14 protein-coding genes are annotated in these 17,908 nt (G+C 66.8%); 12 read left to right on the forward strand and 2 right to left on the reverse strand.

The annotated features are described in order from the left end of the window. Window positions 1–61 precede the first annotated feature (61 nt). The 5 genes from NX778_RS01365 to clpB all read left to right on the forward strand — a co-directional run bounded on the left by NX778_RS01365 (window position 62) and on the right by clpB (window position 6,842). Window positions 62–538 (forward strand): hemerythrin domain-containing protein, encoded by a 477-nt coding sequence (locus tag NX778_RS01365; RefSeq protein WP_258809892.1) that lies wholly within the window; start codon window positions 62–64, stop codon window positions 536–538. 92 nt (window positions 539–630) lie between these two features. Continuing rightward, window positions 631–3,195, forward strand: coding sequence for a DUF349 domain-containing protein (locus tag NX778_RS01370; RefSeq protein ID WP_258809893.1), 2,565 nt, complete (start codon window positions 631–633; stop codon window positions 3,193–3,195). Further along, window positions 3,192–3,650, forward strand: coding sequence for a molybdopterin synthase catalytic subunit MoaE (gene moaE, locus NX778_RS01375; protein WP_258809894.1), 459 nt, complete (start codon window positions 3,192–3,194; stop codon window positions 3,648–3,650). Before NX778_RS01370 ends, moaE begins: the two co-directional genes overlap by 4 nt. After that, entirely contained in the window at window positions 3,647–4,024 is a 378-nt protein-coding gene (gene crcB / locus NX778_RS01380) for a fluoride efflux transporter CrcB (protein ID WP_307727929.1), read from the forward strand. The genes moaE and crcB overlap by 4 nt, the downstream gene beginning before the upstream one ends. A gap of 211 nt (window positions 4,025–4,235) precedes the next feature. Beyond that, window positions 4,236–6,842 carry an ATP-dependent chaperone ClpB gene (gene clpB, locus NX778_RS01385; protein ID WP_258809896.1) on the forward strand — a complete coding sequence of 869 codons (2,607 nt, stop codon included), beginning with the start codon at window positions 4,236–4,238 and terminating at the stop codon, window positions 6,840–6,842. Window positions 6,843–6,940: 98 nt separating this feature from the next. On the opposite strand, the gene NX778_RS01390 is transcribed toward clpB, so the two are convergent. Beyond that, window positions 6,941–7,330 carry a hypothetical protein gene (locus NX778_RS01390; protein ID WP_258809897.1) on the reverse strand — a complete coding sequence of 130 codons (390 nt, stop codon included), beginning with the start codon at window positions 7,328–7,330 and terminating at the stop codon, window positions 6,941–6,943. Between the two features lie 279 nt (window positions 7,331–7,609). Between NX778_RS01390 and NX778_RS01395 the strand changes: the two genes are divergently transcribed. The 6 genes from NX778_RS01395 to NX778_RS01420 all read left to right on the forward strand — a co-directional run bounded on the left by NX778_RS01395 (window position 7,610) and on the right by NX778_RS01420 (window position 15,380). Then, window positions 7,610–7,957 (forward strand): hypothetical protein, encoded by a 348-nt coding sequence (locus NX778_RS01395; protein WP_258809898.1) that lies wholly within the window; start codon window positions 7,610–7,612, stop codon window positions 7,955–7,957. An 80-nt stretch (window positions 7,958–8,037) separates the two neighbouring features. Beyond that, the gene (locus tag NX778_RS01400) at window positions 8,038–10,026 is read left to right on the forward strand and encodes a TonB-dependent receptor (protein WP_258809899.1); all 1,989 of its coding nucleotides are present in this window, start codon (window positions 8,038–8,040) and stop codon (window positions 10,024–10,026) included. A 153-nt stretch (window positions 10,027–10,179) separates the two neighbouring features. Then, window positions 10,180–12,483, forward strand: a complete 2,304-nt coding sequence (locus tag NX778_RS01405; RefSeq protein ID WP_258809900.1) for an alkaline phosphatase family protein — start codon at window positions 10,180–10,182, stop codon at window positions 12,481–12,483. A gap of 52 nt (window positions 12,484–12,535) precedes the next feature. After that, window positions 12,536–13,897 carry a cytochrome-c peroxidase gene (locus NX778_RS01410; protein ID WP_258811016.1) on the forward strand — a complete coding sequence of 454 codons (1,362 nt, stop codon included), beginning with the start codon at window positions 12,536–12,538 and terminating at the stop codon, window positions 13,895–13,897. Window positions 13,898–13,911: 14 nt separating this feature from the next. Then, the gene (locus NX778_RS01415; RefSeq protein WP_258809901.1) at window positions 13,912–14,496 is read left to right on the forward strand and encodes an SEN1982 family lipoprotein; all 585 of its coding nucleotides are present in this window, start codon (window positions 13,912–13,914) and stop codon (window positions 14,494–14,496) included. Beyond that, the gene (locus NX778_RS01420; RefSeq protein WP_258809902.1) at window positions 14,493–15,380 is read left to right on the forward strand and encodes a 2OG-Fe(II) oxygenase; all 888 of its coding nucleotides are present in this window, start codon (window positions 14,493–14,495) and stop codon (window positions 15,378–15,380) included. The genes NX778_RS01415 and NX778_RS01420 overlap by 4 nt, the downstream gene beginning before the upstream one ends. A 27-nt stretch (window positions 15,381–15,407) precedes the next feature. Here the strand turns inward: NX778_RS01420 and NX778_RS01425 are convergent, their stop codons facing one another. After that, on the reverse strand, window positions 15,408–16,016 hold the full coding sequence (locus NX778_RS01425; protein WP_258809903.1) for a PEP-CTERM sorting domain-containing protein: 609 nt from the start codon (window positions 16,014–16,016) through the stop codon (window positions 15,408–15,410). Window positions 16,017–16,489: 473 nt separating this feature from the next. Here NX778_RS01425 and aceA point away from each other — a divergent pair, with 473 nt between their 5' ends. Next, window positions 16,490–17,788: an isocitrate lyase gene (gene aceA / locus NX778_RS01430; RefSeq protein ID WP_258809904.1), complete on the forward strand. Its 1,299-nt coding sequence runs from the start codon at window positions 16,490–16,492 to the stop codon at window positions 17,786–17,788. Window positions 17,789–17,908: the final 120 nt, after the last annotated feature.

Genomic DNA, 17,908 nt, shown 5'->3' on the forward strand with positions numbered 1-17,908 from the left:
CCTGCAAGCCCTCCAGAAATTGCTCCAAACAAATTTCCGAGAGCAAACGAAGCTGTCGCAGATGCAAATCGACGTGGCCTGCGACACCATCCGTGGCTTGTACGACAGCTGCCATTGGCGCAAGCTCGACAAATTCCTCATTCCCGCCGTGCGCCGCGCCGGCGATGGCGCTGACGGCTTGCTCGACCAGCTCGACGCGCTCAGCCAGGCCGCCGCGGACGCCATGGCCGCGGCCCTGCGCATTGTCGAGACCGCCGAGCCCGACGGCGGAGGCGTGGCCCAGTTCTGTGGCGCCCTCGAACTATTTTGCGCCGCCTTGCTCGAACGGCTGGAGCGCGAGGAGCGCGAGCTCTTTCCCGTGGCCGGCAGCGTGATCTCGGGCGAGGACTGGTTCGCGATCGCCAACCAGATGCTGGCCCACGACGCCTACCAGCAGGAAAGCCGCAACGGCGAAGGGCCGCCGCGCACCGGCCGTGGCGTCGTGCCCCGCGCCGAGCGCAGCCATCGCGTCGGGCCGCGGGTCAGCTACGCGCACTGAGCCGCAGCCGGCCCGCGCACGCCGCCGGCCGGCCCGCCAAGGCCCCGCATCGTTCTTTGTTATGATGGGGGTTTTGGAAGTGCGACTCCATCATGTTCGAGTTTCTGTTCAAGCGTCCGGGAGAAAACAAGCCCGGCGACGAGCCCGCCGCGCAGTCTGGGCAGGCCGAGCAGCAAACGGCCGCACCCGCAACTCCCCAGCGTGCGCTGCAGGCCGACAAGCTTCGGCAAATCAATGGCGACGAAACGGCCGCCGCCGACTTCATTCTTCAATGCGAATTCTCCGAACTGCGGCTGGCCGCCGCCGAGTTCGTCCATACGCCGGCGCAGCTCGAACGCGTGCGCGCCGCGATGCGCAATACCGACCGCCGCGTGGCCAAGCTGATGCAGGCCCGGCTCGAAGCGATCCGCCACGACGAATCCGAACAGCGCCGCGCGCAGGCCGCCATCGAGCAGGCCAGGGCGCTGCTGCAGGACGAGCTGCTCACGCCCAACCATGTCGCTGAGCTGGACCGCAACTGGTCGGTGATCGCCGCACCCCAGCTGGCCGGCGAATTCGAGACCATCCGCGCCCAGCTCGGCCAGCGGCTGGAAGCGCAGGTCACGCTGCAGCGCGCGATGCGCGACCGGCTGGCGGCGCTGCGTGCGCTGGAGTCGGGCGGCCTGCCCGCCGACGAGCTGCGCGCGCGCCTTGCGCAACTGGGACAGGAGCAGGAGACCGCGCTCGCCGCGGGCGAGCAGGCAGCGCTGCCGCGCGCGCTGACGTCGGAATTCGCCAACGAGCACGCGCGCATCGCGGCCGGCCTCGCGACCCTGGAAGAAGGGCAATCCGCACTGGCGGCGCGCGACAAGCAGCTGCAAGAATGGCAGGCCGCCGCGCCCGCCACGCTGGATGCCGACGCGCTGCGCAAGGCCTGGCACAAGCTTCCGGCGGCGCCGCGCGCTGCCCAGGCGGACGAGCAGCAGCAACGCTTCGAGGCGCTGCTGGCCGGCCTGCCGCAAGCCGAGCGCAAGCCGAAGGAGCCGCAGCCGCAAGCGCAGCCGGCCGCCGCACCGAAACCGCGCAAGGGCGCCGACCAGCATTTCCTCGGCACGGTCGATGCGCTGGAAGCGGCGTTGCTGGCCGGCTCGCTGGGCACCGCCGCGGAGCTGGACAAGCAGCTGCGCGAAAGCCGCGACAAGGGCATGCGCCTGACGCAGCCGCAGGCCGACCGCCTGGCGCACGTGCGCGCTGAGCTGAAGCGCCTGTCCGACTGGGCGCGCTGGGGCGGCAACGTCTCGCGCGAAGAACTGATCAAGGCCGCCGAGACCCTGCGGGCGCAGCAGCTGCCGATGAGCGACCTGGCCAGGAAGGTGGGCAGCCTGCGCGAACGCTGGAAGGCGCTCGACGGCAGTTCCGGCGCGGCGCCGCGCAGCCTGTGGGAGCGTTTCGACGCCGCCTGCAGCGCCGCCTACGCGCCGGCCGCGGCCCACTTCCGGCACCAGGCCGACGAACGCCACGCCAACGCCGCGCGCGGCCAGGCCCTGCTCGACGAGGCGCGCGCCGAAATTGGCAAGCTGGAATCGGGCGAAACCGACTGGCGCCACGTGGCCGGCACCGTGCAGCGCCTGCGCGCCGCGTGGAGCCACCTCGGCGCCATTGACCGCAAGGAGAAGAAGCGCCTCGACCACGAATTCGCCGATGTGCTCAACACCCTGCAAGGCCCGCTGGGCGAGCAGCGCCGTGCCGAGATGGCGCGCCGCGAGGAGCTGATCGATGAAGTGACGGCGCTCGATCCGCACAACCGCCATGTGGTCGACACGCTGCGCGAGATCCAGCACCGCTGGCAGGAGCATGCGCGCGCGCTGCCGCTCGAACGCAAGGACGAGCAGGCGCTGTGGCAGCGCTTCCGCGCCGCCTGCGACGCGCTGTTCAACAGCCGCAAGGAGAGCGCGCACGCGCTCGACGTCGAACGCCGCGAGCACGAATCGGCCAAGGCCGCGATCTGCACCCGGCTGGAGGCGGCCGCCGCCGACGCGACCCCGGCCAGCGCCAGCAAGCTGCTGCGCGATGCCGCCGCCGAGTGGCATGCGGCCGGCCCGGTGCCGCGCGCGCACGAAGCGCGGCTCGAAAAGCGCTACCACGACGCGATCGCCCTGGTGCAGCACCATGCCGACACCGCGCGCCGCGCCGCCGGCATGGCCCAGGCCAGCGCGCTGCGCGACCGCCTGCGCCTGGTGCACGAGCTGGAAGCGGCCATCGCCGCCCCGGCCATCGATGCATCGGCCACCGACTGGCAGGCGCCGTGGGACGCGCTGCCACCGGTCGCCGCCGATGACGAGCGGGTGCTGCGCGAACGCTTTGGCGCCGCGCTGGCCGCCACGGCCGGCCCGGAACGCGAAGCCTACGCCCGCCTGCTGGAGCAGAATCGGCCCCGCCTGTTGCAAGATTTGCTCCGTCTTGAGATCATTGCCGGCGTCGACAGCGGACCCGAGTTCGCGCGCGAGCGGCTCAAGCTGCAGGTGGAAGTGCTGCAGTCCTCGCTCAAGTCTGGCCACCGGCCGGCCACCACGGCCGCCGAATTGCGCCAGCTGTGCGCGCTCCCGGCGCTGGCCGACGCGCGGACCGCATCGCGCATCGAGCATTTGCTCATGCGGTTGGCCAAGGAGGGTAGATGATCGAAGTGAGGGTGCAGGCAGGGGATTTCGACCTCGGCCACGAGCTCGCGCGCCTGCGCGAGGGCGACGCGCGGATCGGCGCGGTGGTGAGCTTCGTCGGCACCGTGCGCGACATGAACGACGGCGCGGCGGTGTCCGCGATGGAGCTTGAACACTACCCCGGCATGACCGAGCGCGCGCTGCAGGACATCGTCGAGCAGGCGCAGGCACGCTGGCCGCTGATGGGCGCGATCGTCATCCACCGCGTCGGCCCGCTCAAGCCGCGCGACCAGATCGTGCTGGTGGCGGTGGCCTGCGCGCACCGCGGCGAAGCCTTCGACGCCTGCGAATTCATCATCGACTACCTCAAGACCGACGCCCCGTTCTGGAAGAAGGAAGACACCGCGGACGGCGCGCGCTGGGTCGACGCCCGGATCACGGACGACAGCGCCAAGGCCAAGTGGGTGGCGCATTGAGCTGGCTGGCGGTGGGCCTGGGCGCGGCCATCGGCGCGTGGCTGCGCTGGGGGCTGTCGGTCTGGCTGTCGGACGTGCACTCGCACGTGCAGGGCGGGACGCTGGCGGCCAATCTGCTCGGCGGCTACCTGATCGGGCTGGCGCTGGGCTTCTTCTCGGCCAATTCGGGGCTGCCGCCGGAGTGGCGGCTGTTCGCGGTCACCGGCTTCCTCGGCGGGCTGACCACGTTCTCGACCTTTTCGGGCGAGTCGATGCTGCTGCTGCAGCGCGGGCAGTATGGCTGGGCGCTGGCGCATGCGGGCTTGCACCTTGTCGGTTCAATTGCGTTCTGCATCGCTGGGTTTGCGAGTTACCGCGCGCTGTCCGCTCACTAGCCAGAATCCGTCGTTCCGGCGCAGGCCGGAACCCATAGACCGCTTGAGCCGTCGAAATCTGCCGCCGCAGGCCAATTAGCTCAGCATGGGTCCCGGCCTCCGCCGGGACGACGGCAATCCATAACTTACGGGTTATGTAATGTCGTCTTGAAAACGCCGTCCAGCACCCCACATGCTCCCCAGTTAAAGAACACTCACTGGGAGCATTACCATGCGGCAAGACAAACTGACGACCAAGCTCCAGGAAGCGCTCGCGGACGCGCAATCGCTGGCGGTCGGCAACGACAACCCCTATATCGAACCTGCTCACCTGCTGGTCGCCCTGCTCAACCAGGACGACGGCGGCGCGCGCTCGCTCCTGCAGCGCGCCGGCGTCAACGTGGGCGCGCTCACCAATAACCTGCGCGGCGCCCTCGAACGCCTGCCGAAGGTGTCCGGCACCGGCGGCGAGATCCAGGTCGGGCGCGAGCTGATGTCGCTCCTGAACCTGGCCGACCGCGAATCGCAGAAGCGCGGCGACCAGTTCCTGTCCTCCGAAATGGTGCTGCTGGCGCTCGCCGAAGACAAGTCCGACGCCGGCCGCCTGGCACGCGAGGCAGGCCTTGGCCGCAAGGCGCTGGAATCGGCCATCTCGGCCGTGCGCGGCGGCGAATCGGTCAATTCGGCCGAGGCGGAAGGCAACCGCGAGGCGCTCAAGAAGTACACCCTCGACCTGACCGAGCGCGCCCGCATCGGCAAGCTCGATCCCGTGATCGGCCGCGACGACGAGATCCGCCGCGCGATCCAGGTGCTGCAGCGCCGGACCAAGAACAACCCGGTGCTGATCGGCGAGCCGGGCGTCGGCAAGACCGCGATCGTGGAAGGCCTGGCGCAGCGCATCGTCAACGGCGAGGTGCCCGATTCGCTCAAGGGCAAGCGCGTGCTGTCGCTCGACCTCGCGGCCCTGCTGGCCGGCGCCAAGTACCGCGGCGAGTTCGAGGAGCGCCTGAAGTCCGTGCTCAAGGAACTGGCCCATGACGAGGGCATGACCATCGTCTTCATCGACGAGATCCACACCATGGTCGGCGCCGGCAAGGCCGAGGGCGCGATGGACGCCGGGAACATGCTCAAGCCGGCGCTGGCGCGCGGCGAGCTGCACTGCATTGGCGCGACCACGCTCGACGAGTACCGCAAGTACATCGAGAAGGATGCCGCGCTGGAGCGCCGCTTCCAGAAGATCATGGTGGACGAGCCGAGCGTGGAGGCGACCATCGCCATCCTGCGCGGCCTGCAGGAGAAGTACGAGCTGCACCACAAGGTCGAGATCACCGACCCGGCCATCATCGCCGCGGCCGAGCTGTCGCACCGCTACATCACCGACCGCTTCCTGCCCGACAAGGCAATCGACCTGATCGACGAGGCGGCCTCGAAGATCAAGATCGAGATCGATTCCAAGCCGGAGGTGATGGACAAGCTCGATCGCCGCCTGATCCAGTTGAAGATCGAGCGCGAGGCGGTGAAGAAGGAAACCGACGAGGCTTCGGTGCGCCGGCTCGACCTGCTGGACGAGGAAATCGCGCGCCTGGAGCGCGAGTACAACGACTACGACGAAGTGCTCAAGTCCGAGAAGGCGATGGTGCAGGGCACCACCCACATCAAGGAAGAGATCGAGCGCATCCGCCAGCAGATGGACGAGGCCAAGCGCCAGAGCAACTGGCAGAAGGTCTCGGAGCTGCAGTACGGCCGCCTGCCGGAACTGGAGCGCCAGCTGAAGGAGGCCGAGCAGGTCACGGCACGCACCGAAAGCACGCATCCGAAACTGCTGCGCACCCAGGTCGGCGCCGAGGAGATCGCGGAAGTGGTCTCGCGCGCGACCGGCATCCCGGTGGCGCGCATGATGCAGGGCGAGCGCGACAAGCTGCTGCATATCGAGGGCAAGCTGCATGAGCGCGTGGTCGGCCAGGACGAGGCGATCACCGCGGTGTCCGACGCGATCCGCCGTTCGCGCGCGGGCCTGGCGGACCCGAACCGGCCGTATGGCTCGTTCATGTTCCTCGGCCCGACCGGCGTCGGCAAGACGGAGCTGTGCAAGGCGCTGGCGTCCTTCCTGTTCGATACCGAGGACGCGCTGATCCGCATCGACATGAGCGAATTCATGGAGAAGCATTCGGTGGCCCGCCTGATCGGCGCGCCGCCGGGTTATGTCGGCTACGAAGAGGGCGGCTACCTGACCGAGGCGGTGCGGCGCAAGCCGTACAGCGTGATCCTGCTCGACGAGATCGAGAAGGCGCACCCGGACGTGTTCAACGTGCTGCTGCAGGCGCTCGACGATGGCCGCATGACGGACGGGCAGGGACGCACGGTGGACTTCAAGAACACGGTGATCGTGATGACCTCGAACCTGGGTTCGCACAAGATCCAGGCGATGGACAGCGACGACCCGGCGGTGGTGAAGTTGGCCGTGATGGCCGAGGTGCGTGGCCACTTCCGGCCGGAGTTCATCAACCGGATCGACGAGATCGTGGTGTTCCATGCGCTCGACGAGAAGAACATCGGTGCGATTGCCAAGATCCAGCTGCACAACCTGGAAGGCCGGCTCGAGAAGATGGAAATGCACCTCGACGTGTCGGAAGACGCCCTGCAGAAGATCGCGGAAGCGGGCTTCGACCCGGTGTATGGCGCGCGTCCGCTCAAGCGCGCGATCCAGCAGCAGATCGAAAATCCGCTGTCGAAGGAGATCCTGGCCGGTCGTTTCGGTCCGAAGGATACGATCCACGTCGGCGTGCGCGATGGGATGCTGTCGTTCGAGAAGGAGCCTGCGGTCGAGCTGGCGAAGTAAGGCCGACATGCTGAACTAAGAAGAACGCCGTTCGCGCGGAGGCGGGAACGACGTTCTCTTTTTTTGCGCTCTGTTTTTCGTCTGCTTCGCGCTCTTATTTAGCGCGCTTCTTGCGCCGCCGCGCCCAGCGCCACGTGCGCGCCCGAGAAGCACGCTCCCATGCCCGGGTGCGCGCCGACCGAGCAGCCATTGGCATTGAGTTCATTCGCCGGCAGCGTCCAGTTGGCGGCATCGCCGGGCGCCGCGCCCAGGCTGACGCTGTCGAAACTGCCGACATCCTTCAGCTGCAGCGCGTCCAGCGTGGTGGCGCCAGCCCAGTCGCCGGTCGGGTGGGCGGCGTCGACTTGCAGCGTGAGCACGTTCCCGGTCCAGGACGTGGTGAAGGTGACGCCCTGGTAGTCCAGCGTGCCTGCGCCGGCCGAGGCCGGGGCGGCAAGCCCGGCGGCAAGCAGGGCGGATACCGCAACGTTGCGTAATGTGTTTTTCATTGTGCTTCTCCTCAATGAAAGGTGGCCGGCCTTCGCGTCCTGCGAACGGCCGGCCGGGCGCGAACTCGTGATGAGTCCGCTAGACGCAGGCTAAGCCGTGTGGGGTCCTGGCTCTGTTGGGTCGCTAACGCTGCCCTGTGCACCGTCGTCCCGGCCTTCACCGGGACGATGGTTCAGCTTGCGAAGGCTTATACATACGTCATGCATACCCTTAGGAAACATCTGGCACATCTCGCGCGGAGCGCATAGAATGCGTTCATCCTTCGAACTGATATATCTGTGCAACGTTCATTCGTCCATATCCTGCTCTCGCTCCTGCTGCTGTTATCGCAGCAGGTGGGGACGATGCACGGCTATACGCACGCGAATGAGTTCCAGCGCGGCGGTACCGAAAGGATCGCGGCCCAGGCTGACACCCGTGGGGGCAAGCCCGCCAAGGGCGCCCTGGTCGACCTGTGCGTGCAGTGCGCGGCCAGCGCCCAGATGGCGTTCGCGCTGCCCACGGTGGTGCGGCTGTTCCTGCCGGTCGACGTTGCGTTCAACCTGCAGCCTGCCCCGCGCATTCCCACGCTGTGCCTGCTGACGCGCTGCGTCTTCGATTCCCGCGCACCCCCCGCGGCCTGGTAACGATCCATCCCTCATCCGCACTGCCGCGGCCGTCATGGCCGGGCGGTGTCGTTCGTTATCAGTTTGCTCAGAGGTTTCCAATGAAGTACAAGCAACGCACCGCGCTCGCCGGCGCGATCCTGCTCGCTTTCGGCGCTCCCGCATTTGCCGGGACCCCCGACGGCGACATCCAGAAGGTCGTCATCACCGGTTCCGCCATCAAGGGTTCCGAGTCCGACCAGATCCTCAACCCCGCCAAGGTGCTGTCCGGCGACGAACTGCTCGACAAGGTCGGCAGCTCGCTGGGCGAAACCCTGTCCAATGAACTGGGTGTGTCGGCGTCGGCCTTCGGCGCCGGCGCCTCGCGCCCGATCATCCGCGGCATGGAAGGCTCGCGCGTGAAGATGCTGGAAAACGGCATGGCCACGTCCGACGTCTCCGGCCTGTCCAACGACCACGCGGTCGCCTCGGAAGGCGCGACCGCCAAGCAGATCGAAATCCTGCGCGGCCCGGCGGCCTTGCTGTACGGCTCGGGCGCGATCGGCGGCCTGGTGAACGTGGTCAACGAGCGCATCCCGACCGAGCTGGCGCCGCAGCCGACCGGCGAAGCCGCGTCGCGCTATAGCACGGTCGACAATGGCAAGGATGTGTCCGGCTCGGTCGATGGATCGGTCGGCAAGCTTGCCCTGCATGCCGACGGCAACTGGCGCGATACCCTGGATTACAAGATCCCCGGCAACCGCATCAAGGGTGACCCGACGTCGGCGTCCGGCCACCTGCCGCATTCTGATACGGAAAGCAAGAGCGTGGGCGTCGGCGGTTCGTACATCGAGGACTGGGGCTATGTCGGCCTGTCGGCGTCGCACCTGAGCAATGTGTACGGGATCCCGAGCGCGGAAGGTTCGCGCATCGACCAGAAGCAGAACCGCTACGATGTCGACAGCCTGGTCAAGGCGCCGTTCAGCGGCTTCGAGAACCTCAAGCTGAAGGCGGGCTACACCGACTACCACCACGCGGAACTGGATGAGCAGGGCAATCCGGCCACGCTGTTCTCGAACCGCTCGCTGGAAACCCGCGCCGAGATGGAGCACAAGCCGGTGGCCGGCATGCACGGCACCTTCGGCTTCCAGACCGAAAACACCAACTTCTCCGCCCTCAGCGCGGCCGGTGGCCCGGACACGGTGCCGCCCACCCACTCGACGTCGGCGGCCACCTTCCTGGTCGAGGAAGCCAACGCGGGACCGCTGCGCCTGTCCGCCGGCGTGCGCTATGAAACCGTCAAGCGCCAGCCGATCAATAACAAGGAGCGCCAGTTCAACCTGGGCTCGACCTCCTTCGGCGTGTCCTGGCCGTTCGCGGATGGCTACAGCGCCGGCGTCACGCTGTCGTACGCCCAGCGCGCGCCGTCCATCGACGAGCTGTATTCGAGCGGCCCGCACGATGCGACCCTGACCTTCGACGTCGGCAACCCCGACCTGGTCAAGGAGACCTCGCGCAACGTCGAGCTGTCGCTGCAGAAGACCAGCGGCCTGGTGCGCTGGCGCGCCAACCTGTTCCGCAACAACGTCAGCAACTTCATCTACGGGAACATCACCGGCCTGACGCTGGATGATGAGGGCAAGCCGGGCGGTGACTTCCGCCAGCGCCTGTTCCAGCAGGCCGATGCCCACGTGCAGGGCGGGGAAGGGGAAGTGACCTACAACCAGACCGGCGCCGGCTGGTCGGGCCGCGTGTTCGCCGACACCTCGCGCGGCTACCTGAATCGTGGCGGCAGCCTGCCGCTGCAGCCGGCCGACCGCTTCGGCACCGAAGTCGGCTACCGCCGCGACAACTGGCGTGGCGGCGTCTCGCTGACGCATGCGTTCGGGCAGGACCGCCTGGCCATGTCGGAGCACACGCCGACGCCGGCCTACAACCTGCTCGACGCGCACATCGAGTACACCCAGCACGTGGGCAATAACGACGTGACCTGGTTCGTGCTGGCCAAGAACCTGCTGAACGAAGACATCCGCATGTCCACCTCGCTGCTGAAGGATATTTCCCCGCTGCCGGGACGGAACTTCGTGTTCGGCGTGCGTACGCGCTTCTGATGCGGCGCTGCTGCCTGCGCACCATGCGCAGGCAGCACGGAAACAATCCAGAAACATTTCCCTTTGCTGTTTGTCATCGGCACGTCACGTGCCGTGGCGATACTGTGTCGCGAGGATCCCGCCCCCCGCAACCAACACAGCAAAAGGATAGCTATGTCCCGCCTTCGCACCACTTTGCGTTCCGAAGCGTTCGCCCTGACCGCGCTGGCCGCCGCCGCGGCCCTGCTGACTGCCTGCAGCAGCGATTCGAATAAGGCCACAGGCTCCGGCGCCGGCTCGGTCACGCAAAAAGTGACCATGGCCGGCGTCGTCGTCGCCAGCGGCTACACGGCCGGCAGCACCACCGATCCCAACCTGTCCGGCGGCTACTATCAGGGCGCCGTGGTCTGCATCGACGCCAACAACAACGGCAAGTGCGACAGCGGCGAGACCCAGGCCACCACCGACAGCAAGGGCGCGTTCTCGATCAGCGCCGACAGCGCCGGCGCCCTGATCGCCGACATCGGCAGCGCCGCCACCAACACCGCCACCGGCGCCAAGGTCGCCACGCGCAACGTGCTGCGCGCCGCGGCCGACCAGGTCACGGAGCAGGGCGGCGCGATCGTGATCAGCGCGCTGTCGTCGGAAGTCGTGCGCCAGATGGAAGCGAATGGCAGCACCTACGCCGCCGAGAAGGCCAACCTGGCCACGCGCCTGGGCGCCACGGCCGACAAGGTGCTGGCCGACGTCAACGGCGTGGCCGATGCCACCGTGAAGGCCGCCATGCTGGCCGACATGAACGCGCTCGCCAACCGCTTCGAATACGCGATCACCAAGCTTGACCGCGGCGACCTCTACCCGGACGCGCTCGCCAACCCGGGCGGCGACCCCGAACTGGCCAGCCTGGCCGGCGTCAGCGCCGCCACCAACAAGGCCACCGAAACCCGCAAGCCGATCACCTTCCAGCAAGCCCAGCAAGCCGCGTTCGCGATCGAGGGCATTCCGCGTTACGACGAGATCTTCATCGTCATGCTGGAAAACAAGGGCACCAACAAGATCCTGAATTCGCCGTATGCGCCGAAAATCAACGCCTACATGAAAGAAGGCAACCAGTTCACCAGCTACTACGCGACCGGCAACCCGAGCGAGCCGAACTACACCGCACTGGGCGGCGCCGACGACTTCGGCATCACCGACGACAGCCAGTGGAACTGCGACGCCACCGGCGCCAACGCGCCCAAGGACCTGCCGCTGCCGGACAACACGCAGCCGGGCCTGGCCAACTCGCCGTTCGCCGCCACCTGCACCCAGGCCGCCGGCGTCAACCACAACATCACCGCGCCCAACCTGTTCAACGCGCTGACCGCCAAGGGCATGACCTGGCGCACCTACAACGAATCGATGAACCCGGGCCAGGACCTGCGCACCGACAGCATCGCCGACAGCGCCGTGGTCGCCGGCGACAATGTGTACCAGCCGGGCACCGTGGGCGGCAACACCGCCGTGCTGGGCGACGCCACCCTGAAGCTGCCGCTGCCGGCCGGCCTGTACAAGACCAAGCACCACCCGGGCATGGCTTACCAGAACGTGCGCAGTGCGCCGGAGTTCGCGTACAGCAACCGCACCATGGGCGGCGGCCAGTGGGATGGACAGCTGCTCAAGACCAGCAAGTACACGGTCCCGGCCGGCTATAACCTCGACCAGTTCAGCACCGACCTCGCGGCCGGCAAGGTCGGCAACCTGAACTTCGTGATCCCGGACCAGTGCGACGACATGCACGGCATCACCGTCAACGGCACCGCTGGCGACGGCACGACCAAGGTCGCCAGCGATTGCGCCGGCAGCGCCATCATCACGCGTGGCGACAATTACGTCGACTGGGTGATCAAGAAGATCCGCGCGTCGAAAGACTGGACCAATCCGCAGAAGCGGGTCGCGATCGTGGTCATGTTCGACGAGGGCAGCGCGACCTCGGGCTTCAACTCCTGCTGCGGCTGGAACCCGGACAAGAGCAGCACCAACACCACGCCGCTCAAGCGCAACGCCGACGGCAGCTGGAGCCGCGACACCACGGTCGCCAACTACGGCAAGGGCAACCGTGGCCACGGCGAGAGCATCTTCTTCATGCTGACCAACCAGGCTGGTGCGCCGAAGGGCGTGGCCGACAGCGACGCCTACAGCCATTTCTCGCTGGTGCGCACGCTGCAGGACATGTTCCAGCTGGCCGACCCCAAGGTCGATGCCTCGTACATGAACCGCTCCAAGTACACCGAGCGCTTCATCGCGCAGAACATCCTGAACCTGCCGGAGTACGCGGGTAGCGCCGACACCCACTTCGATGCGGTGCGTCCGATGAATCACGCCTTCGTGATCCCGGCCGGCTACACGCAGAAGCAGTCGACCGACATCGATCCGTCGATCCCGGCGCAGGTCGGCGCGGATGCGTCGCAGGCCAACCTGTGGGCATTGAAGAAGTAAAGGCTCGGCGCGGCCCGGGCCGCGCGCCCGGGCCACGCAACCGACACGCATGATGAGAACGACTCTACGATACGCGCTGGCGGCCGTGCTGCTGGCGCTGGCCGGCTGCGGCGGCTCCGGCAAGGCCGGCGGCCAGCAATCCGCGAGCGCGCCCGATACCACGGCCACCGCGCCGGCGGTGTCCGCGTCCACGCTCAGCCTGGCCGCACAGGTCGGGCAGAAGATGTTCTTCGACCAGACGCTGTCCGGTTCGGGCAAGCAGTCGTGCGCGAGCTGCCACGATCCCAACTACGCCTACGGCCCGCCGAACAAGCTGGCGGTGCAGCTGGGCGGCCCGGACCTGGCCGCGCAGGGCCAGCGCGCGGCGCCTTCGCTGCGCTATATCCAGGACACGCCGGCCTACGCCGACCAGCTCGACAACCCGGACGGCATCAGCGCGCCCGGCCCGGGCGGCGGCTTCACCTGGGACGGCCGCGCCAGGAGCCTGGCCGACCAGGCGAAAATCCCGCTGCTGGCGCCGAACGAGATGGCCAACGCCGGCGCCGCCGACGTGGTCGCGAAGCTGCGCAGCGCCGCGTATGCGGACCTGTTTCGCAAGGCCTTTGGCAGCGCCTCGCTCGATGCCACCGACAGCGCATTCAATTTCGCGCTGGCTGCGTTGCAGGCCTTCCAGATGGAAGACCCGAGCTTCCACCCTTACACCAGCAAGTTCGATCTCTACGCGGGCAACAAGATCGGCGGCGCACTGACCGCAGCCGAAACGCGCGGCATGCGCCTGTTCACCGACCCGAATGGCGCCAACTGCGCATCCTGCCATTACCAGGGCGCGGGCCTGAACGGAAGCTCGGCGCTGTTCACCGATTTCTCGTACGAGGCGATCGGCGTACCGCGCAATATGGCGATCGCGGCCAACCAGGATCCGAAGTATTTCGACCTCGGCCTGTGCGGCCCGAACCGCAGCGACCACCCGGACGCGGCGGACGGCAGCAACCCGTTCTGCGGCATGTTCAAGGCGCCCAGCCTGCGCAACGTCGCCACCCGCAGCACCTTCTTCCACAATGGCGTGATCCATTCGCTGGAGCAGGCGATCCGCTTCTACAACACGCGCGACACCAATCCCGAGATCTGGTATCCGACGGTCGGCGGCACGCCCAAGGCCAAGCCCGATCCAGGCTTCCCGACCTACGGCCTGATCACCACGCAGTACACCGGCGGCACGGTCCGGAAATTCAATGACCTGCCGGCGGCCTGGCGCGCCAACATCGACACCCAGCTCCCGCTCGACGGCCGCGCGCCCGGCGGCAAGCCGCCGATGAGCGATGCGCAGATCGCCGACCTGCTGTGCTTCCTGAAGACCCTGACCGACGGCTATCAAGCTGCCACGCAGTCCGTGTCGGGTCCCTGCGTTGATTGATCATGCGAGATATGATGAAACGAGTCCTTTGCATCCTGAGCGTGAGCCTGCTGGCCGCATGCACCCACGACCCGCGCGCGTTGAACGAAGCGAACCTGACGCAGGCGCTGAACGAGTACCTGGCCAAGCGCGGCGACCTGTGCCTCGCCAAGAGCGCCTGGCCGGTCGACGTCAGCGCGGCCGAGCGCCAGGCCGGTTCGCGCAACGCGCTGCAGATGCCGGTGCTCGAACGCCTCGGCCTGGCCGAAGGTACCGAGGTCGCGGACGGACGGCGCTACCAGCTGACCAGCACCGGCAAGGCCTACTTCCTGGCGCGGCCCGCGCACAAGCGCGCGACCGGCAACCGCTTCAGCGAGGCGCCGGCCGACCTGTGCGCCGCGCACCTGTCGCTCGACCGCCTGGCCGGGTGGGAGACGCCGGCGGCGGGACATGCGGTTGCGACCTACACCTACAAGGTCAAGCCGGCGGCGTGGACCGTCGACCCGGAGGTGCGCGCGGTGTTCCCGATGGTCGACCGCATCATCCGCGGCGCCGGCACGCTCCAGCTCAAGGAGGAGTTCGTGCTTGGCGCGGGCGGCTGGGAGGCGCTGGACCTGTGAGCGGCATCGACCTGAGGTTCACGGAGCAGCTGCGCGACTGGGCGCTGCACAATATCGATCGCGGCATTCCGCCGGCGCCGCTGGCGCGCGCCATGGTCGCGCAAGGCTTCGACGCGCGCCTGGCCGCTGCGCTGGCGGATACCTTCTGGTCCATGCGCGCGCGCGGCGCCGGGATTCCGGCTTCCGGTTTTTCGAGCGAACAGCTGGCCGATGCGGCCTACCGCCACGAGACGCCGTGCTTCGCCGGCCCGAACCTGCGCGCGGTGGATGGCCGCACCGTGCGCGTGGCAGCGCGGCTGGCGCAGCCGGCGACGGCGGTACTGGACAATGTGCTCGATCCGGACGAGTGCGAGCAGCTGGTCGCGCTGGCGCGGCCACGGTTGGCGCCGTCCACGATCGTCGATCCCGCCAGCGGCAAGGACACCATGAGCATGAACCGCAACAGCGAGGGCATGTTCTTCCGGCTCGAGGAAAATGCGCTGGTGGCGCGCATCGACCGACGCCTGTCCACGCTGATGCGGCTGCCGGTGGAGCAGGGCGAAGGCTTGCAGGTGCTGCGCTATGCAGTGGGCGCAGCCAGCGCGCCGCACTTCGATTTCCTGATGCCGGTGAATGAGGCCAACCGCCAGTCGATCGCGCGCAGCGGGCAGCGCGTGGCTACCATGGTCATCTACCTGAACGATGTGGACGAGGGCGGTGAGACCGTGTTCCCGGAGGCCGGTTTCGCGTCGGCGCCGCGCAAGGGCAGCGCGGTCTACTTCGAGTACTGCAACCGCGACGGCCAGCTGGATCCGCTGTCCTTGCACGCGGGCGCGGCGCCGGCCAGCGGCGAAAAATGGGTGCTCACCAAATGGATGCGGCAACGCCGCTTCGTGCCAGGCTGACTTGAAGCGGCGTGACGCGAAGACGCTTCAAGCCTTGGGCGCGCGGCGCCGGGCAAGGACGGCCACCAGGGCGCCGCCCCCGAGCAGCGCCAGCGATCCGGGTTCCGGCACGTAGCCTGGCGGCGGATCGTTCGGCGTCGTCAGGTCGGCCGTAATGGTGCTGTTGAACTGACTGCCGATCCGGCTGCCCGTCGCGTCGATGAAATTGAGTTTCACCTTCGGGCTGCTCAGGTCGAATGCGGTGCCGGTAAAAGTGTAGGTGATCAGCATATTGTTGGCCAGCGCGACCGGGGTGCCGTCGATGCACACAGTACTGTTCGCCTGTATGCCCCCGCCGCAACCGTTGTTATTCAGTTGCGCGCCGCTCTCAGTCCACGCCGCCAGCCCCGGGATATTCGAGGTGAACGATACGCCGGTAAAGGTGCCGATGCTTTCGATCTGGAGGGCGGCGATATCAACGGCGGTGCTCCAGTTGCCGCTCGGGCTGCCCGCGTCGATCTTCAGCATCAACTGGGTGGCCGTCCGGGTGGCGGTGAAGGTCACGCCCTGGTATGTGATCGCTCCCGCACTTGCCGCACCGCACGCTGCTGCCAGCAAGGCAGTGATCGCGGCCTTTTGTAATAGTTTTGTACGCATGTTGTTTCCTCTTTTTTCAGATTTGTCAAGGGTTTTCGCCTTCGGGTGTTGGCGTCACGACAATACAACTTTTTTTAAGCAAGCATTCCATTTGGAAACCAATCGTGCGCGCGAAACCGATAGTTACTGTTGAGCTTTGACGGCGCCTTGCTTGCTGATCGTTGCCTACCGTCAATTTCAGCTGCGCGGGAGGCCGTAAGATGGTCTGGACAGCCATCCAGGACGGTATTTTTCAGATTGCGGTTGACCCATTGCGCATTGCGAAATATCCCCAGGAGGAAGACGTTCCTACGGTCCCGTTTGGAGAAACGGCATGTCGTATCATGAAATATTGATTATAGGTGTTTGATTTTTATGCGAAAAATTTTAATGCGCTGTCTTATATAAGAGTGATTGTGCTGTGCACAATCGGCCTATCATTTCCAGTAACGGATCCGGTTTTTTCAACTCACCATCCTTTCAGGAGATAAATCATGGCAACTCGCGAACAGCAACAATCGGCCCTGCAACAAGATTGGGACAGTAATCCCCGCTGGAAAGGCGTGCAGCGCGCCTACACGGCGGCGGATGCGGTGCGCCTGCGCGGCTCGGTCCAGATCGAGCACAGCCTGGCGCGCCGGGGCGCCGAGAAGCTGTGGGACCTGCTCAACAATGAAGACTACGTCAACGCCCTGGGCGCCCTGACCGGCAACCAGGCGATGCAGCAGGTGAAAGCCGGCCTGAAAGCAATCTACCTGTCCGGCTGGCAGGTCGCGGGCGATGCCAACCTGGCCGGCGAGATGTATCCCGACCAGTCGCTGTATCCGGCCAACTCGGTGCCGGCGGTGGTGCGCCGCATCAACAATACCTTCCAGCGCGCCGACCAGATCCAGTGGTCCGAAGGCAAGGACGACGTCGATTATTTCGCCCCCATCGTGGCCGACGCGGAAGCCGGCTTCGGCGGCGTGCTCAATGCGTTCGAGCTGATGAAGTCGATGATCGAGGCGGGCGCCGCCGGCGTGCACTTCGAGGACCAGCTCGCTTCGGTGAAGAAATGCGGCCACATGGGAGGCAAGGTGCTGGTGCCGACCCGCGAAGCCATCGACAAGCTGACCGCCGCACGCCTGGCCGCCGACGTGATGGGCGTGCCGACCCTGCTGGTGGCGCGCACCGATGCCGAGGCCGCTGACCTGCTGACCTCCGACGTCGATGACAACGACCGCCCGTTCTGCACCGGCGAGCGCACCGTCGAAGGTTTCTACCGCACCCGCCCGGGCCTGCAGCAGGCGATCTCGCGCGGCCTGGCCTACGCGCCCTATGCCGACCTGGTCTGGTGCGAGACCGGCAAGCCCGACCTGGCCTACGCCAAGGCTTTCGCCGAGGCGATCCACGCCAAATTCCCGGGCAAGATGCTGGCCTACAACTGCTCGCCTTCCTTTAACTGGAAGAAGAACCTGGACGACGCCACCATCGCCAAGTTCCAGCGCGAGCTGGGCGCGATGGGCTACAAGTTCCAGTTCATCACGCTGGCCGGCTTCCATGCGCTCAACTACAGCATGTTCAACCTGGCTCACGGCTACGCGCGCACCGGCATGTCGGCCTTCGTCGAGATGCAGGAAGCCGAATTCGCCGCCGCCGAGAAGGGCTTCACCGCGGTCAAGCACCAGCGTGAAGTCGGCACCGGCTACTTCGATGCGGTGACCCAGGCGATCCAGCAGAACCAGAGCTCGACCACCGCCTTGCACGGCTCGACCGAGGACGAGCAGTTCTTCGACGAGAAGAAAGTCGCCTGAGCCGTCGTAATACCTCGTGGTGTTCGCCGCAGGAGGCTCGCGCCCCTGCGGCGTTTTTTCGTCCCGTTTGGGCCGGGCCCGGATTCTGGGCGATAATGCGTGGTTACGCCAAGGGAATCA

Origin of the sequence: Massilia terrae, assembly GCF_024753145.1 — a bacterium.
Taxonomy (GTDB): domain Bacteria; phylum Pseudomonadota; class Gammaproteobacteria; order Burkholderiales; family Burkholderiaceae_D; genus Telluria; species Telluria terrae.

What these genes read in the sequence shown, in the direction of transcription:
- NX778_RS01415 (WP_258809901.1), top strand. Translation starts at nt 13,912, where the DNA reads ATGAAACGAGTCCTTTGCATCCTGAGCGTGAGCCTGCTGGCCGCATGC.
- clpB (WP_258809896.1), top strand. Translation starts at nt 4,236, where the DNA reads ATGCGGCAAGACAAACTGACGACCAAGCTCCAGGAAGCGCTCGCGGAC.
- NX778_RS01425 (WP_258809903.1), bottom strand. Translation starts at nt 16,016, where the DNA reads ATGCGTACAAAACTATTACAAAAGGCCGCGATCACTGCCTTGCTGGCA.
- moaE (WP_258809894.1), top strand. Translation starts at nt 3,192, where the DNA reads ATGATCGAAGTGAGGGTGCAGGCAGGGGATTTCGACCTCGGCCACGAG.
- NX778_RS01365 (WP_258809892.1), top strand. Translation starts at nt 62, where the DNA reads ATGCAAATCGACGTGGCCTGCGACACCATCCGTGGCTTGTACGACAGC.
- NX778_RS01410 (WP_258811016.1), top strand. Translation starts at nt 12,536, where the DNA reads ATGAGAACGACTCTACGATACGCGCTGGCGGCCGTGCTGCTGGCGCTG.
- aceA (WP_258809904.1), top strand. Translation starts at nt 16,490, where the DNA reads ATGGCAACTCGCGAACAGCAACAATCGGCCCTGCAACAAGATTGGGAC.
- NX778_RS01390 (WP_258809897.1), bottom strand. Translation starts at nt 7,330, where the DNA reads ATGAAAAACACATTACGCAACGTTGCGGTATCCGCCCTGCTTGCCGCC.
- NX778_RS01405 (WP_258809900.1), top strand. Translation starts at nt 10,180, where the DNA reads ATGTCCCGCCTTCGCACCACTTTGCGTTCCGAAGCGTTCGCCCTGACC.
- NX778_RS01370 (WP_258809893.1), top strand. Translation starts at nt 631, where the DNA reads ATGTTCGAGTTTCTGTTCAAGCGTCCGGGAGAAAACAAGCCCGGCGAC.
- NX778_RS01400 (WP_258809899.1), top strand. Translation starts at nt 8,038, where the DNA reads ATGAAGTACAAGCAACGCACCGCGCTCGCCGGCGCGATCCTGCTCGCT.